This is a genomic window from Pseudomonas sp. SDT291_1_S447 (genome assembly GCF_054070155.1).
This window is the reverse complement of sequence record NZ_JBSVXS010000113.1, coordinates 1-17,198: the sequence shown is the minus strand read 5'-3', so window position 1 is coordinate 17,198 and position 17,198 is coordinate 1. Positions and strand designations below refer to the sequence as shown.

At 53.7% G+C, this 17,198-nt stretch carries 18 protein-coding genes; 11 read left to right on the top strand and 7 right to left on the bottom strand.

Features of this window, described 5'->3' with window-relative positions; translation table 11 throughout:
* The 9 genes from ACW9IR_RS24150 to ACW9IR_RS24110 all read left to right on the top strand — a co-directional run.
* The coding region (locus tag ACW9IR_RS24150; RefSeq protein ID WP_457465282.1) for an RHS repeat-associated core domain-containing protein at positions 1–2,198 on the top strand (2,198 nt) is incomplete at its 5' end.
* Positions 2,198–2,488 (top strand): hypothetical protein, encoded by a 291-nt coding sequence (locus ACW9IR_RS24145; protein ID WP_102902781.1) that lies wholly within the window; start codon positions 2,198–2,200, stop codon positions 2,486–2,488. The genes ACW9IR_RS24150 and ACW9IR_RS24145, both read left to right, overlap by 1 nt.
* A 700-nt stretch (positions 2,489–3,188) precedes the next feature.
* Positions 3,189–3,476, top strand: coding sequence for a barstar family protein (locus ACW9IR_RS24140; protein ID WP_102902782.1), 288 nt, complete (start codon positions 3,189–3,191; stop codon positions 3,474–3,476).
* A 357-nt stretch (positions 3,477–3,833) separates the two neighbouring features.
* The gene (locus ACW9IR_RS24135) at positions 3,834–4,229 is read left to right on the top strand and encodes a hypothetical protein (protein ID WP_110721078.1); all 396 of its coding nucleotides are present in this window, start codon (positions 3,834–3,836) and stop codon (positions 4,227–4,229) included.
* A 289-nt stretch (positions 4,230–4,518) separates the two neighbouring features.
* Complete coding sequence (locus tag ACW9IR_RS24130) at positions 4,519–4,965, top strand: SMI1/KNR4 family protein (protein ID WP_102902784.1); 447 nt, start codon at positions 4,519–4,521, stop codon at positions 4,963–4,965.
* A gap of 118 nt (positions 4,966–5,083) precedes the next feature.
* Complete coding sequence (locus ACW9IR_RS24125) at positions 5,084–5,395, top strand: hypothetical protein (protein WP_110721076.1); 312 nt, start codon at positions 5,084–5,086, stop codon at positions 5,393–5,395.
* Between the two features lie 253 nt (positions 5,396–5,648).
* Positions 5,649–6,119, top strand: a complete 471-nt coding sequence (locus ACW9IR_RS24120) for a hypothetical protein (RefSeq protein ID WP_102902786.1) — start codon at positions 5,649–5,651, stop codon at positions 6,117–6,119.
* Between the two features lie 126 nt (positions 6,120–6,245).
* Positions 6,246–6,716 carry a hypothetical protein gene (locus tag ACW9IR_RS24115; RefSeq protein WP_160039298.1) on the top strand — a complete coding sequence of 157 codons (471 nt, stop codon included), beginning with the start codon at positions 6,246–6,248 and terminating at the stop codon, positions 6,714–6,716.
* A 59-nt stretch (positions 6,717–6,775) separates the two neighbouring features.
* Complete coding sequence (locus tag ACW9IR_RS24110; RefSeq protein WP_064392907.1) at positions 6,776–7,273, top strand: hypothetical protein; 498 nt, start codon at positions 6,776–6,778, stop codon at positions 7,271–7,273.
* Positions 7,274–7,312: 39 nt separating this feature from the next.
* Here ACW9IR_RS24110 and ACW9IR_RS24105 read toward each other — a convergent pair whose 3' ends face one another.
* Positions 7,313–8,125: a VanW family protein gene (locus ACW9IR_RS24105; RefSeq protein ID WP_102902788.1), complete on the bottom strand. Its 813-nt coding sequence runs from the start codon at positions 8,123–8,125 to the stop codon at positions 7,313–7,315.
* A 223-nt stretch (positions 8,126–8,348) separates the two neighbouring features.
* Here ACW9IR_RS24105 and ACW9IR_RS24100 point away from each other — a divergent pair, with 223 nt between their 5' ends.
* Entirely contained in the window at positions 8,349–9,152 is an 804-nt protein-coding gene (locus ACW9IR_RS24100) for a glycosyltransferase family 2 protein (RefSeq protein ID WP_110721072.1), read from the top strand.
* Positions 9,153–9,493: 341 nt separating this feature from the next.
* On the opposite strand, the gene ACW9IR_RS24095 is transcribed toward ACW9IR_RS24100, so the two are convergent.
* From ACW9IR_RS24095 to ACW9IR_RS24070, 6 genes are all read right to left on the bottom strand, one after another.
* Entirely contained in the window at positions 9,494–10,078 is a 585-nt protein-coding gene (locus ACW9IR_RS24095; RefSeq protein ID WP_102902790.1) for a hypothetical protein, read from the bottom strand.
* Positions 10,079–10,163: 85 nt separating this feature from the next.
* Positions 10,164–10,361: a hypothetical protein gene (locus ACW9IR_RS24090; protein WP_457465281.1), complete on the bottom strand. Its 198-nt coding sequence runs from the start codon at positions 10,359–10,361 to the stop codon at positions 10,164–10,166.
* Between the two features lie 10 nt (positions 10,362–10,371).
* Entirely contained in the window at positions 10,372–10,614 is a 243-nt protein-coding gene (locus tag ACW9IR_RS24085; protein ID WP_110721071.1) for a hypothetical protein, read from the bottom strand.
* A gap of 96 nt (positions 10,615–10,710) precedes the next feature.
* Positions 10,711–11,778, bottom strand: a complete 1,068-nt coding sequence (locus ACW9IR_RS24080; protein ID WP_457465280.1) for a lipocalin-like domain-containing protein — start codon at positions 11,776–11,778, stop codon at positions 10,711–10,713.
* Entirely contained in the window at positions 11,768–14,239 is a 2,472-nt protein-coding gene (locus ACW9IR_RS24075; protein ID WP_457465279.1) for an FtsX-like permease family protein, read from the bottom strand. Before ACW9IR_RS24075 ends, ACW9IR_RS24080 begins: the two co-directional genes overlap by 11 nt.
* Positions 14,236–14,889, bottom strand: a complete 654-nt coding sequence (locus tag ACW9IR_RS24070; RefSeq protein ID WP_457465278.1) for an ABC transporter ATP-binding protein — start codon at positions 14,887–14,889, stop codon at positions 14,236–14,238. Before ACW9IR_RS24070 ends, ACW9IR_RS24075 begins: the two co-directional genes overlap by 4 nt.
* Before the next feature lie 138 nt (positions 14,890–15,027).
* On the opposite strand from ACW9IR_RS24070, the gene ACW9IR_RS24065 reads away from it, so the two are divergent.
* Complete coding sequence (locus ACW9IR_RS24065) at positions 15,028–17,001, top strand: alkyl/aryl-sulfatase (protein WP_457465277.1); 1,974 nt, start codon at positions 15,028–15,030, stop codon at positions 16,999–17,001.
* Positions 17,002–17,198 lie beyond the last annotated feature (197 nt).

Here is a 17,198-nt window from a genome sequence, read left to right as displayed (position 1 = left end):
TGCCCGATGGCGGCCAGCGCAAGTATCGTTACGACGCACTGGGTCGGCAGATCACCCGCCAGGAAGAATCCGGCGCCATCACCCAATATCAATGGGACGCAGCCAATCGTCTTGCCCAAGTCACGCTACCGGGCGGTGCAACCCGTGCGTTTACCTATAACGCTTACGGTAATGTCACCGCTGAACGCGATGAACTCGGCCGCATCACTCGGTACGAATACGCCGACAACCTGCATCTGGTCAGCCGCCGCATCAATCCGGACGGCAGCCAACTGCGCTATCGCTATGACAACTCGCGTCTGCTGCTGACTGAAATCGAAAACGAGCGCGGCGAGCAATACCGCCTCGATTACTTCGCCAACGGCCTGATCCAGCAGGAAACCGGTTTCGACGGTCGTCGTACGGCTTACGAGTATGATCTCAACGGTCAACTGCTGAAGAAAACCGAGTTCGGCGACGATGGCAGTGAACTGGTCACTGAGTATCAGCGCGACGCTGCTGGCCGGCTGCTGGTGAAAACCCTGGCCGATGGCGAAGAAATCCACTACAGCTACGACGCCCTCGGTCGCCTCGTTAACGTCGACGACGGCCACTGGCCGCTCGCCTACAAATACGACCTGCAAGACCGCCTCATCGAAGAACACCAAGGCTGGGGCACCCTGCGCTATGAATACGACAGCGTCGGCCAGCTCAAACACTGCCGCCTCCCTGACGGCAGCAAACTCGATTACCGTCACCAACCCGGCGGGCAACTGAGCAGCATCGACCTCAACGGCTCATGCCTGACCTCTCACCAGTTCAGTGCTGGGCGCGAACAAAAACGTCAGCAAGGTTTGTTGCTCAGCCAATACCAGTACGACGAGCAAGGCCGCCTGCAAGCACACACCGTCGGCCAGCGAGACAAAAGCCTCTTCCAGCGTCGTTATAACTACGACGCCAATGGCAATCTCGCGGGTATCGATGACAGCCGCAAAGGCAACCGCAGCTACCACTACGACCCGCTCGATCGACTCGTCAGCGTGCGCGGTGCTACGCCGGAAAGCTTCGCCCACGACCCGGCGGGCAACCTGCTGGGCCAAAGCAATGAAGGCACAGCAAACCTCGCCAACGTCAAAGGCAACCGCCTGCTGATGCAGGGTGATCGTCACTACGAGTACGACGCGTACGGCAACCTGAGTCGCGAACGCCGTGGCACAGGACAGAAACTCGTCACCGAGTATCGTTACGACTGCCAGCACCGCTTGATCGGCGTTAGCCTGCCGGGTGGCAGCACAGCAACCTACAAGTACGATGCCTTCGGTCGACGTATAGAAAAAACCGTCGATGGCCACATCACCGAATTCCTGTGGCAAGGCGAACGCCTGATTGCCGAAAGCGCCGAAAACCGTTACCGCAGCTACATCTACGAACCGGGCAGCTTCCGCCCATTGGCGATGCTCGATGGCGAAGGCCCACGTAAAGCGACGCCGTTCTATTACCAACTCGACCACCTCGGCACACCGCAGGAGCTCACCGACTACAGCGGTGAAATCATGTGGTCGGCGAAGTACCGAGCCTACGGTAATCTCGCCGCGCTGGACGTCAGCGAGATCGATAACCCGTTGCGGTTCCAGGGTCAGTATTTCGATGCCGAGACAGGGTTACATTACAACCGGCACCGCTACTACAATCCGGGGACTGGACGGTTTTTGACGCCGGATCCGATCAAGCTTGCGGGTGGGTTGAATAGCTACCAGTACGTGCCCAACCCTACGGGGTGGGTGGATCCGCTGGGGTTGAATAGTGAGTGCCCAAAGAAAAAATCCAAATCTACGGGTAATGTCGGAAACCCTACAGAAAAAGCGAGAGTCAATGAAGGCGCACCTGCAGTACCTGCTCCCGCACCACGCGGAGAAAGTACGACTCGCGTCCGGCATTACACCAACAGAAAGGGATCCACTGGCATCGAACGTGATGGAGCAATCCAAGCTCAGGATAACAATCGTGTCTACGTGGAACCTGCCAACAAAAAGCCATTGAGTCAACTAGATGCTGAAGATAAGTATCAAATTGGCAGAGGACGCGGCAGAGACTACATTGAAACAGACGTGCCGGACTCTCAACTTGAATGGGTAAAAAACCCTAGATACGGCACAATGGAGCTTACGATTAAAGGAAATGTGAAGCTAGAGAATCCAACATTCAACCGGCGGAAATGATGCTAGAAAAAAACAAACAGATAGTTCTTAATGGAAAGGATGCACTCGAAGTTCTAGCAGACATCGAGTTCATCCTAATTTCACTACACAAAATGGGAAGCTACTACGCGGATAAACCCGTCGAAGATTACCGGAAGGCCACCACCGACTTTATTGATAATGAAAAGGTTACTCAGCGCCTTGCCAAAGTAAGAAAAATCATCAGCAAGAACTTTGACTCAACACTTGGAGATGATGACATGGATGATATAGAGCGCCACTTGGAAAAAATTAAATTCTGGAAACCCTAAAGCCATAATCGGTCGCAATCGGGGAAAAACCCTGTGGGTTCCCCACAAATCCACTACAGGTTCTGCGGCTGATGATGCACATCATCGCGCAAAGCTTTCTTCAATCTTTCCTAGTCTTCGCTGCCTCCGTAAGACGGGGACAGACCACGAGAAAACGGGGACAGATCACGGTTTCTTTTTTGTATCTATAATCTGCCCTCTGGAAACTCTCCTCTTTCTCGCTATTTATAGTGGTCTGCCCCTTAACAACATATTAAACCTCACACCATTAAAAACCTTTAAAAAAGGAGCGAACCAAACGAATAAAAAGACAAAAAGGGGACAGATTTATTTTCTACTAACTGAAAATAAATCTGTCCCCTTTTATGCTTTAGTCGAAAGTTTGCGGGCCACTGGTGATCTTCCCCCAGACCACGTTACAAAGGATCAGGTAACACAAAGCGGATGGAAAAAGGGTAAAGCAGTCAACAATAGCGTTCCTGGCGGGCAGCTAGGCGGTGAGGTTTGTTACAACGATACAAATGTACTTCCTTCAGCCCCCGGCCGAACCTAGTATGAAGCTGACGTCGATCTCAATAACACGATATCGCGGAGCAATCAGCCGGGGACCAGGCTACTCTACTCAGACGACGGACTTCTTTACATAATTAGTGATCATTACGAAACTGTTAACTCTATCGGAAACTGGAAGTAAATCAAAATGATAGTTGAGCTTGATGGATTATCCATCTCATCTGAGCAAGAATTCCATAAGCGGATAGCGTCTGCTTTTTCTGTCACTCAATACTATGGAAATAATCTTAATGCGCTTTGGGATCTGCTCAGCACCGATGTAGAGCGCCCAATTGAATTAATTTGGACAAACTCAAAACATTCAGAAGAACTAATGGGCGACTCATATAGAAAAGTATTAATTATTCTTGAACGAGTCAAAACCCAAGATGAAAGCTTTGGACTGGATGAGAAATTTAGCTACCAACTGAAATAGTAACGCTGTAAACGGGGAGCAGACCACGTTTTATTTTGTCTGAAGGAGGTATGTCCCTGAAGGTAAAACGGGGGCAGACCACCATTCCTTATTTTAAAACGAGGCAGACCACAGTTTTTTACATGTATAAACTGCCGCATGGAAACTCTCTTCTTTCTCGCTATTTAACGTGGTCCGCCCCTAAATAAAACTATTACATTGGGATGATACGCCAGCATCAAATTTGGAGACTCGAAAAGTTCATATGGCAAATCATAGCCCTACTGACCCAGATGCGGCCATGCCACACTTGCAACTGCACCCGAAAGATGGAAAAGTAATTCGAATCTATTGGCCAAACCCATTTGAAGGACAAAAATGAACACTCCCAAAACAATCCCTAGAAAAGTGTGGTGGGGCCTAGAGGCAAAATCATATACAGAAATTGCTCAAGAGCTTCCGACGCAGGATGAGTCACTTCGAAAGTGGGTCGCAATCTACGCTGTTTATCATTTAAATTTCGAAGATAGGCACCCTGGAGAGCTTTACTATAAATTCCTAGAAGATGCAAGGCACTCTAAGTACGTTATTGTAGAGTTTACCCTTCCAACTCACATTCTTGAAACAAGAGATAGTGTTGGCGCCAACGACACAACAATCACAACATGGAAAATCTTAGAGACAGAAGAAGAGATAAACTCCTTCCTTCATGAACACAATATAAACCCCAAACTTTTCACCCCTCCATGGACTTGTGACTACCCACTAGATTAAAATAAAAATTCGCCAAAATGGGTGTGATCGAGGACAGACCACGTTTTTTACGTCTTTGACGTAGAACTAAAAATATTGACATCTTAAATCTCAAACAAAATATGTAGAAAACGGGACAGACCACGGTTTCTTTTTTTTGTATCTATAATCTGCCCTTTGGAAACTCTCCTCTTTCTCGCTATTTAACGTGGTCTGTCCCTGTAACGCCTTGTCCCTGTAACGCCTGGTATGCAAAATTTAGAAAAGCATATTGGAAAGAACGAGCCAAAGACTTTGAGTGAGCAGAACCATGCATAAATATCAAGACTTGATAACGAAACTCGAAAACTCCGATGAAGAAACATTTTGGCTCGGGCCCGTCACTGCCGAGCAAATTAAAAAACTCGAGAATATTCTAGGCATAAAGCTGCCTGAAGATTTCGTTGACTTCTTGAGTATATGCGGTGGTGGTGGTGCAGCAGACTCAGAAATATGCGGAATTGAGAATAATGATGCAACTCTAGATAACGGCGGAACTGTAAATTACAGCACCATGTACTGCCGTTCAGAGTTTGAATTACCTAGTCATTTTGCCGTCATTTATTTAAAAGACGACGAAGTTTGCTGGGCAATTGATTGCGGTCCCACGGGAAATGGACAGGTCATTAGCTACGATCTATTTAAGCGCAAACCGTCTAAGAAAATAGCGGAAAACTTCTATTCATTCTTTGAGGAATACGTCGAACTCAGAACTTAACTTTCAACCGTGAAAGAAGGGGGAATACAAAAAATTGACTAAAAAGAGACAGATTTATTTTCTACCCACTGAAAATAAATCTGTCTCTTTTCTTCATTCGACGTACTTCCGGAAAAAAATGAGAACTTTTTATGTGATTGCTAATAAAGATATGGAGCCAAACCTCCTGCACAGCTCAAACTGGCCAAAGGTTATAGGCTATTCCTTCGCAGATAACTATTTTTACTTATCCGAAGGCAAAGGCAACGGCTTTGCCGCGAACGACATGCCTGAATCGAAAGCTAAAAGACCAGAATGGCTTGAAATATTCACAGATCTAGATGTGACTTGGTTCCTTAACATGATTGACAACACTAGCTTCACCAGCGAAACGGATTTCCGTGAAAAATTAACAGCACACATTGGCAACGTAGATACAATATTATTTTGACTAACTCGAGTTCGAAAAAAAGGGGACAGATTTATTTTCTACACGCTAAAAATAAATTTTCCCCACTTTTTTATCCATAAACCGTTTAAGCCCCGGTATTAAGACGCCTTCGGCGCAGCTTGAACAAAGAGTCAGAAACATTAAAGCTAGAGAAAATAAATCTGTCCCCTTTTCTTATTGGCTCTGAAAAAATCGACCACGGCGCCGACATGAACAAGCTTCTAAGCCAATTTGACGACTGGGAACAACTTCAATGACAACCAACTTTGAAATAGCTTTGAAAAAGAATGAACTCCCTGACTACTTCAGAGGTAATGGCCAATATTTCACAAGAGACCCCGACTGGGGAACCCAGTTGCATATCATAAATTGGCAAGGACTATGCGGCTATTTAAAATCCCTAGAAAGCTCGATCGAAATATTGAGGAATGCATTTAGCGTATACTTAAACTCGGTTGAGTTTACAAAAAATGACGCCAGCGACCTGCTTGAAAACATTGGCTGCTATTACTACCTAAGAAATAAACATCCTTTCTTGTCAAAAGATGGATTTGATCTTGTACGCGATGCTGCTGATAGTGAGAAACAGAAAATTTCACATATCATGACCTTTCTGAGAAAAACAATCGAAGCCAACAATGATATTCAAAACCTTGAACTCTATAATCGCCGCATGAGAAAACTCATTGATGACGGCGGCCCAACCAATATAAAGAGCCTCTAATTCTTTCGACGGAACCCACTATAAAAAGGTAACCAAAAAGGGAACAGAATTATTTTCTACAAACTAAAAACACCCCCCCTTTTCTCCGGAACGTCATTAAAATTTTTATGCTTGGGAAAAGCTTCAATGATGACCACCTTTGAAACAGCTTTAGAATCTCATGAAACATCTGATTTCTTTAAAGGCAATGGAAAATATTTTGCTCGCGGCTCTGACTGGGGAGATCATCTTTTCATTAGCAACTGGCAGGAAATGTGCGGAACTTTAAAACATCAAAAAGCAGCACAACACCTGCTGACAACTATATTTGAAAATTATGTAGAACACTTAAAAGAAGATTATTCAGATGCAGAAGGATTGCTTTCAAACATAAGCGCTTACTACACACTTAAAAACAAAATCGCACTTCTGTCGGACAATAATTACGACTTGATTGAGAGCCTTGACGAAAAAAGCAAAAACAACATAGGGAAATTATTCCGTCTCCTTAGACAGCACTACGACATAAAAAACGAACTCTTGCCAAGATACAAATTTAATGATGAGATCAAGCGATTAAAACTCAAAGGCTGTCTAATTGACCTCGAACACCTTTGAGCAAGATATTTAATGTGACTACCTCATACCACCGTAAGCTCGATACTTGACCAGTCCTCATGAATAAACATCAGATCACTCTAGCCAATGGATGGACAGCAACCTTTGATAACAACGGTGAATTCCGTATGGGAGCCGAAGGTTGGAGCTTGTCTTTGCAAGGGCCGGACGGCAGGAATATTCATTACTTCGCGGATCAGATCATTCTGGTCAACGATGACGACGGCACCCAGGCAAATTCATGCCTGCGTCTATCTACTGATGGTGTTTACGGTTATTTGAGCACAGCCGTTGATAGCTGCTGGGTGATCGATTTTTCGCGATGCATGATCGCTCCCCATCGGGTAAGCATCTATCACTACCATGACGCCTACGATGAAAGCGTCGCAGCTTACGAGCAGCCGGCCTTCAAACGCGCGAGGCAATACATTAGCGTTGTTGGAAAGTACATTTATCTGACCTTCCCTCTAACCAAAGATGAGGACTTTCCCAAGGTATGGGAGGAGTACCTCTCGATACGCAGACGCCAGCTGGATGAGTTGTATTTCAGAAACTGATCAAAGGGCGCCATCGTCAGCGAAGTGCTTTCACGCGCCCTACCCGATCAACTCATCTGCCACCTCGTACTTAACCACCACCCGATTCCGATACAGCCTCACCCTCTCCACCAATTCCCCAACCTGCCCTTTCTCCCGCACCTCCCGCCAAATCTCATTCTCCCGATACACCCGCGCCCCCTCCCGCACAAACCGATGCGCCTCTTGAAACACGTGATAGCGATATTCCCTCACCCGATCACACAACAACTCCCCTTCAAGTTGTGTCTCGCCCACGTTCAGCTTCAACTGAAAGCTCCGATCCGTCGGGTTGTGCAGCACCAGATCAACGTAGTTATAGAAAATCGCCGCCCCGGATCCGAACGGCAGCACCCGCCCTTCATCGGGAAACGGGTCGAAGCTGTGGTTGGAGCGCTCGACCACTACCAGCGGTGAATGAATGGCCATCCAGTGAATCAGGTTGCTCAGTTGGCAGATGCCACCGCCTACCCCGCGTCGTGCCTCGCCGAAGGACAGTTCCATGCCTTCAACGTAGCCGCGCTTCAACGTCGGGCGGCCGACGAGACGGCAGAAGGAGAAGTGTTCGCCGGGGGCGATGATGACGCCGTGAATGGCGGCGACGGCGAGTTTGAGGTTGATGACTTTGTTGTGTTGCAGGGCGAGGTCGGTGTCGCCGAGTTTGCGGATGAGTTTCGAGGTGTGTTTGAGGTAGCGAAATGGCATGCGCTCGGCCTTGGCGACGGGGCGTGCGTAGCGTTTGCTGGAACAGCGCCAGGCAATCTGGCGGAACAGTCTTTTTTGCCACACGCGCAGCCAATACAAGGCCGGGTGGTAGAGGGAAAGTGGTTTCATCCGTGACACAACGGCGTGCGCCGTTTCTTCCTTGAACCGTGAGGGGGCGCGCATTTTATCCGGTAATGTCCGGCAGCACCCCATGCATTTCATAAGATCAGTCGTCTCTCCTCGGCATACATTTACCGTCACATCCGCAAATTAAGGTTCGCCTAAGGTTGCCTCGCTACGATCGCAGCCACGAAACCCAGTCGCCCTTGAATCGCAGATGAGTCCTTCCGACATGAAAGCGTTTGATTTACCAACCCAGCCATCGTCGAATTTCAGCCTTGTCTTGGTAAATTACAAAACCCCGGACATCACCCGAATGTGCCTCGAGCTTTTGCGTGAGCACGTCCAGGAGCAACGCATTCCGGTGTGGGTGGTGGATAACGATTCGGCGGATGCCAGTCTCGATTACTTGCGTTCGCTGGACTGGATCAACTTGATCGAACGGCCTTCGCCGGGCAAGGAAGCTGGCCATATTGCGCACGGTAAAGCACTGGATCTGGCACTGGAAAAAGTCGACACCGATTATCTGTTTCTGTTGCACACCGACACCTTTGTCTATGACAAGGAAGTGTTTGCCATGATGATGCGCGAGTGCACGAAAACGCCGGACATGGCTGCAGTCGGTTGTGTCGAACAACTCAATCGCGGGATTGTTCGTGACACTTGGCGTCTAACTTCGCGCTTCTGCAAGCACTATGTTCGTAAAGCGAAAGTGCGTCTGGGTATGCGTTCGAAAATGCCAAGGCCGTACAAAGAAACGCATCTGAAAAGTTTCTGCACATTGTGGAATGCGCGCTTGATGAAGTCCCAAGGCCTGCACTTCTGCATGGATGACCTGGTGCCCGGCTACACGTTGCAAGATCGAATGAGCAGCCTGGGCTATGGCATCAAGTTCCTGTCACCGCGCAAGATTTTCAGCTATCTGGATCACATCCAGGCAGGCACCGTCGCGGCGGCGGGCACCTACGGGAAAAATCACCGCAGGACAAAAATGTATCAGGCCACGCTGAAGCGCTTTCAAGAGCAGCAAGCCTGACGTGCAAATCTCGGTTTAATCCACCGCAAACAAAAAGGGCGACTTTTAAAGTCGCCCTTTTTGTTTGCAGAAATTGTATACAACTACTCCGAAGAGGTGTTCGCCCAGTGTAATGGCCTGGCAATCCATGCACCGGTAAAGAGCCCTGACACTGGGCGAACGGGTGGGATTTTAATTGAAGTTGGCAGATATGTCCTCATGCTTAAACATGAAATTTATGTACTAGAACGTTAAAAAGTGTTGCCTACCGATATTTACCGGGAAACTTCTTACAGATTCTTTTATATGATTGCTCTCATACTTAAAGCTGTACAAGAACAATCATTCTGTAGAGTTAATGCTCAACTTTCGTGTTGGCTGGTCACTTTTAAGATATCGGTGTAAGTGACGATGACGCTCTGCCCTTCTTTCAGATCTTTCAGTTTGGCTTGAATTTCAGGCTTTTTCACGTCGAGAACTTTCGACACGCCCGCCGGGTTTTGCAGGGTCACCTGATTTGTCTTCAAATCAATTTTGGTGATTTTCAATTGCACCTGAACCTGACGATACGCCTCGCCACCGGGGTTATCGCTGCCCGGGGCCTTACGCAACTCACCGGTACGTTCGGTAGTGCCAGGCAGACCTTTATCCACATCGGTGTCGAGGTAAGCGGCGACAGAACGCTGTACCTGAATGTTGACCTGATCGCCGGGCTTGAGCTTGGCGAGGTTTTTCGCCTTATCAGTGAGCTGAACGTGAACCGGCTTGCCTTCGGCACCTTCGAGCACAACCTGATGGTTGGCGGCATCGACGGAGATAACTTTGGTGATGACCTGATCTGCTTCAACAGTGGCAGACAGCGGAATATCGGCAGCCATGGCGCCGAAGCTGGTGGCGGACAGTACGGTTGCGAGGGTGATGGCCTTGGCCAATGCGTCGAGCTTCATAAGCAATACTTTCCCTGTGGTGAATGGCAGCGCCCGGCGCCGAATTGGCTTCGGCGACGAACGTGCCACTGAGCATAGACGCTGTTCAGGGCTTGGCTTTGGTTTGTGTCGAAGAGGTCTGTTGTTTTGCGGTGTCCTGCGCGGTGGATTCGCCGCTGGGCGTGCCTCTGCCACTGTTTTCACGCTGTTTCGGGTCGGTGGGGCGCAGGGCGTCGTTGTCGCGTTCGGTTTCGCCCGGTGGACGGGGTTCGTCAGGGTGTTCGCCTTGGGTGATGGGTTTCATGGGGTGGTCCTCAGGCTTCGGGGTCGTCGAGTTCACGGGTAACGTTGATGGCGGGGGAATCCTTGTGCAGGTCGTCGGCCTTGGCGCGCAGGATCTGCCATTGTTCGAGGTCGATGGCGCCTTGGCCGAGCATGTCGTCGGCGATGCGTTGCAGATCGAAATAATGCGCGTCGGGGGATTGCTGCCAGTAGGTTTCGTCGTCGAACAGGCGTTGCCAGGTGGTCATGTCTGGGGGTTGCAGGTCGTCGCTCATGGCTAATCCTCGGCAGGTTTCTCTGTAGAGGACAACACAGTAAGCCGAGTTCAAACCGATCCTTCGGCAGCTCCTACAGGGATTTGTGGATACTTTTCAGTAGCCGGTCATTTCCAGATAGCCCTGGCCGGGATGGCTGCCGCGGATGCGCACCGGGCCTTCCCAATACGGAATGCGCAGGTTCATCCAGGCGTTGGGATTGAGCGCGTCGAGGGTGATGTCGAGGTGTTTGTCGGGAATGCTGATCGACCATTTCACCGGCATCGCCCGGCCGGCGACGTTGGCGGTGTCTTGCGGGGTGAGCCGGATCTGCGAACTGCGCAGTGTTTGCGTCTGGCCGTCGGCAGCGATCCACGTGCCAGTGAGGTACGGCGCACCGTCCTTCTGACGCATGCGGTAAAGCATCACGTGTTCGCCGCTGTCCAGGTGCAGGGAGAACCAGTCCCAACCGGTTTGATTGGCGGTCAGCGGCTGACTGCTCCATTCGCGATCGAGCCATGCAGGGCCGCTGACGGTGTAGCTCTGGCCGTCGATCTGCAATGTTCCGCTGGCCTTGAAAAACGGCTGACTGTAGTAATACGACGCCTGACCTTCTTCGGATTTCTGACTAAAACCCTTGTCGCCCTGCAACACCAACGGACGACTGGAAGTGAGGTGCAGTTGATAGGCGAAATTCTTGTCGCGAGCGCTGAGTTGCAGGTCGCTCAACGGATCCTGCGCCCCACTGGCAAACCGCCAATCATCGATCCACGCCTCGAACGGCGCCAGCCGCACACCGGCCTGCCCTACTCCACCTCGTGCGTAACGTTCGGCGGCGTGGTGCACCGTGCTCGAAGTCACCGCCGCATGCCCCAGCCAGATCGTCTGATCAGCCCACCCGACCTGCTCCGCTACTGGTTTCAATGCACTGCGAAACAGCGTCCACTGCACGCCGAATTCATTGCCCTGCTGATCCTTGAGATTGGCGGTGACGTACCACCACTCGATACGAAAACCCGGATGCGCAGCGTGATCGGCCGGAAAACTGAACACCCGATCCGGCACCACCGGCGTAAACGCCAACGCCTGATCGCCCATCCCGGCGAAGCCTTTCTGCTCCGGCACCGATTGATCGCAACCACCGAGCAGCAACAAAACCATCAGCACAACGAGGTTAATCCTCATGGGCAAACGTCCTCAGCAGATCAGCCGGTTGCGTGCGGTACAGCGAGTACAGCGGCCATGCCGACGCCAGCAACGTCGCCAGCAACGCCAACCCCATCAACTGCAGCAATTGCCACGGAAACACCCGCAACGGCAGCCGCCAGCCAAACGCTTGCACGTTGATCACCGCGTCCAGACACCACGCCAGCGCGATCCCCAGCGGCAACGCCAACACCAGCGTCAGTACCGCCAGCAGCCAGGTCTGCCCGAGATTGAGCAGCATCAGCTGCCGCCGCGTCACGCCCAGCGCCCACAGCGGTGCGAGCTGACCGAGGCGACTTTGACTTTGCGTCAGCAGGCTGATGAACAGTGCCACGCCCGCCACCGCCAGGGTCAGGCTGTTCAACGCCGCCGTGGCCGCAAAGGTCCGTTCGAAGACTTGCACCGACCAACCCTTGAGCCGCGCCTGATCGACGATGCGGCTGTCATCCAGTTGAAAGCGCGTCTGCAGGCTATTCAACAACGGCGGGATGTTCTGCGGCTCGATGCGCAGATTGAAACGGTTCGGCGTCAGTTGCGGCCAGCCGCGCAGCAGGTGGTTGATATTGACCAGCAAGTGCCCCTTGGGATTGCCGTAGTCGGCGTAGATGCCGACGATGCGTGGCGACCACGCACCATTCGGCGCAGGAATCGTCAGTCGATCACCCGCCCGTACCTTCAGCCGACGCGCCAGTTGTTCGCTGAGCATCACCGCATCGTCGGTAGCCAGATGCGCCCACGGGTCGCTGCCACTGACATCGAGCAACGGCCAGTGCTGGCGGTAATACGCATGATCGATGATGCCGAACACCTCCGTCGGCCAGCCTTGCAACGTCACCGCGACCTGCCAGTTGGGCAGAATCGCCCCGACCTTAGGCTGCTGCTTGAGCCAGCTGTACATTTCCCGCGACTGGGCCGGATTGCTCGGGTTGATATACAACTCGGCACTCAGGCGTTGTTCTAGCCAGTCGTTGAAGGTCTGGCGAAAACCGGCGGTCATGCTACCCGCACCAATATTGGCGGCGAGCGCCAAAAGCAAAGCCATCAACGCCAGACTCAGTGCCGGCAGTTGCTGACGGCAATCGGCGAGAAACCACTGCCCCAGCACCGAGCGACTGCGCCCGAGCAACTGATTCAACAGCGCGCTGAGCAACACCGGTAGCGCCAATGCGGCGCCGATCAGCAATCCGGCCATCAGAACAAAACCGCTGGCCAGACTGTCGCCCCAGATCAACGCCACCAAGGCAAGCAAACCCAGCACCGCCGCCAGCCAACCCTGACGGCGCAACCAGCGCGCATATTGCTGATGCCAGGCTTGCGGATCGGCCACCGCCAACAACGGCAAGCGTGCGGCACGCAACAGACTATTGGCCCCGGCGAGCAAGGCGCCGAGCAGGCTCAAGCCGATGCCGCTGAACCACCACCAGGGACTGAGGCGCAACTGCCCCGCCACTTCGGCGCCATACAATCCGCGCAGGCTGGCAGCGACATCCGGCAGCAAGACACTGGCCAACCAATAGCCGCTGATCACACCGAACAGTCCACCGATCAGTGCAAGAACCCCCAACTCAACGATCAAGCACAAGATCAACATCCGCGCGCTTACGCCGCAGGCGCGCAGCGTACGCAGCAGACCGCGCCGTTGTTCCAGAGCGAGGCCAATCGCGGCGTGGACGATGAACAAGCCAACCATGAACGACAAAAAACCCAACGCATCGAGATTCAGGTGAAAGCTCTCGGTAAGTCGCGCCAGATTGTTTTCCTCGCCGCTGCTCTTGAGCTGCAGCAAGCCTTTGAATGAAGCCGGCAACTCGGCGTGAAAATCCTTGGGCAGCAACAAACGCGACAATTGTCCGGGTTGTTCCAGCAGTGTTTGCGCGACGCCGATGTCCACCAGCAATAGGCCGGGCGCCATGTCCTTTTGCGCGAGCAACGGCGGCAATCGCAGACCATTAGCCGTTTGCGGTGTGTCGCCTTCACGCAGATCCAGCGCTTGCAAGGTTTCCGGTGAAATCCACGTACTGCCCGGCGGCGTGAAAAACTCGACAACACGCTCAATCGGCAGCGCCTGCCCGGCCACCGCCGAATCGGCCGGCAACGACACCGGTTCGATACCCATCAATTGCAGCCGCTGATTCTCAATGCCCTTGAGCTGCAACCGGCCCTGCAACAGCGGCGACACCGGCCAGCCCTGTCGACGCAGATCAACGAACCATTGCTGCGCAAAAGTCGCACCGTTTGGCGTGCTGAGACTGGCCTGCGGTTCGCCGCCGATCAATTGGCTGGCCCGCGCGTAACTGTCGCGCGCCTGGCTGTTCAGTGCCTCGACGCCGGTGAGCAGACTGGTCGCCAGCCACAGCCCGGTCAGCACACTGAAAAACTGCACCGGATGGCGCCGCCAATGGCTGAGCAGCGCGCGCAGGGTCTGACGGAAAACGTTCACGTCAGCCGCCCATTGGACAACATCACTCGCTGGGCTAAACGGGCCGCAACCCGTTGGCTGTGAGTGACCATCAACAACGTGGTGGGCGTGTCGTCGAGCAATTCCAGCAACAACCGCAGCACTTCATCACTGGTCGCCTCATCGAGGCTGCCGGTGGGCTCGTCGGCCAGCAGCAATTTCGGCTGCGACGCCAATGCCCGGCCCAACGCAACGCGCTGCTGCTGACCACCGGAAAGTTGCTCGGGATAACGCTTGAGCAAATCGCCGAGCCCTAAGCGCTGCACCAGATGCGCCTGCCAACGCGGCTCATGCCGCCCGGCAAGACGGGCCTGAAACGCCAGGTTGTCCTCCACGCGCAGACTGCCGATCAGGTTGAACTGCTGGAACACCAGACCGATTTCTGTGCGCCGCCAGTTCGCCAGTTGCGCCTCGTTCATCGCCTCCAGCCGATGCTCGCCACTGCGAATGCTGCCGCTGTCGACTTTGTCGAGGCCGGCCACCAGGTGCAGCAACGTGCTTTTGCCACTGCCGGATTCGCCCATCAGCGCCAGGCTGCCGCCGGATTCGAGCGTCAGGTCGATGCCTTGCAGCACCGGCAATGAACCCTGCGGTGTGACGTAGCTTTTGAAGACGTTGCGAACCTCAAGCATGGCAAAACCCGATCAATGAGCCTGGGCCAAGGATAGCGGCCCTGAATGGTTTTTGTCCGTTGACGATCATCGCCGCGACACAGCCGCGCCCTACCCTCCGAGACGGGTCCACCCATAACGATAAAAACCGGAGACGCCATGCAACGTTTCACTTTGAGCCCCCGCGGCCTGTTGGCCTGCCTGATCACTGCGTGCCTGAGCCAGTCAGTACTCGCCGCTGACGCGCCTGTCGCACCCAGTGCGCAAACCATCGCCAGCAACGCCGGCGTTCTGCAACAGTTGCCCTTCAGCGACCGCACCGATTTCGAATCCATCAGCAAAGGCCTGATCGCGCCGTTCAAGGGTCAGATCAAGGATGCGGCGGGCAAAGTCATCTGGGACGTGCAGGCCTACGACTTCCTCGCCAAGGATCAGGCGCCGGAATCGGTCAACCCGAGCCTGTGGCGCCTGGCCCAGCTCAATGTCCACGCCGGCCTGTTCGAAGTCAGCCCGAAGCTGTATCAGGTGCGCGGCCTCGATCTGGCCAACATGACCATCATCGAAGGTGACGACGGGCTGATTATCATCGACCCGCTGACCATGGCCGAAACCGCCAGGGCTGCGCTGGACCTGTACTACGCCAACCGCCCGCACAAACCTGTAGTGGCGGTGATTTACAGCCACACCCACGTCGACCATTTCGGCGGCGTGCGCGGGGTGATCGACGAGGCGGATGTAAAGGCCGGCAAGGTCAAGGTGTTCGCTCCGGCCGGGTTCATGGAACACGTGATGAGCGAAAACGTGATGGCCGGTAACGCCATGAGCCGCCGCGCGCAGTACCAGTTCGGCAGCCTGTTGCCGCGTGGTGAAAAGGGCCAGGTCGATGCCGGTCTGGGCAAGAGCTCGCCGACTGGCGGCACAGTCACGCTGATCCCGCCGACCGACCTGATCACCAAGGAGCTGGAAACCCACACCATCGCTGGCGTTCAATTCGAGTTTCAACTGACGCCTGGCACTGAAGCGCCGGCGGAAATGAATATGTATCTGCCGCAGCTGAAAGCTCTGTGCATGGCCGAAAACGCCACGCAGATGATGCACAACGTGCTCACTCCGCGTGGCGCGCAAGTGCGTGATGCCAAGGCCTGGTCGCAATACCTCGACGACAGTCTGGCGCGCTACGGCGACCAGGCTGATGTGTTGTTCGCGCAGCACAACTGGCCGACCTGGGGCGGTGAACGGATCCGCACGTTCCTCGCCGATCAGCGCGACATGTACGCGTTCCTCAACGACCGCACGTTACACCTGCTCAATCAGGGCCTGACGCCGCAGGAAATCGCTGACACCATCACCAAACTGCCGGGTTCGCTCGACCAGAAGTGGTACACCCGCGGTTATTACGGTTCGCTGAGCTTCAATACGCGCGCGGTGTATCAGCGCTACATGGGTTTCTACGACGGCAACCCGGCCAACCTCAATCCGCTGCCGCCGGTGGACACCGCCAAACGCACGGTCGAGGCTATGGGCGGCGGCGCTGCGGTACTGGAAAAAATGCGCAAAGCCATGGCCAGCGGTGACTATCGCTGGGCGGCGCAGTTGGGCAATCAGTTGTTGTTCGCCGAACCGGACAACGCCGAAGCGCACAAGGCGCAGGCCGAGACGCTGGAGCAATTGGGTTATCAGAGCGAGAACGCCACCTGGCGCAACATGTACCTGACCGGCGCGATGGAACTGCGCAACGGCGTGCCGCCACACGCAGGCACTTCGGTGTCGGTGGACATGGTGCGGGCGATGAGTCCGGAAATGTTCTTCGATTACCTGGCGGTGCGGCTGGACAGCGACAAGGCTGTCGGTCATGACCTGACCTTGAACTGGACGTTTGAGGACTTGCAGAAAGACTTCAATCTGACCTTGCGCAATGGCGTGCTGACCCACCGTGCCGGGCTCAATCCTGCGGCGGATGCCGGCGTCAGCCTGAGCAAGGACACGCTGGAGAAAATCAGCCTCAAGCAACTGGATTTCCCGACGGCGATGCAGAAAGGCTTGATCAAGTTGCAGGGCAACGGCAAGAAGCTCGGCGAGCTGATGGGCAGCCTGGATACGTTTGGGCCGCAGTTCAACATCGTCACGCCTTGAGATCAAAAGCCCCTCACCCTAGCCCTCTCCCGGAGGGAGAGGGGACTGATTGAGGCGGATGTTTGAGGCACGCCGACCTGCGATACCGAGTCGAACTCAGACGTTGAAAAGCACAGTGCAGGGTTAAAAGCCCCTCACCCTGGCCCTCTCCCGGAGGGAGAGGGGACTGATTGAGGCGGATGTTTGAGGCACGCCGA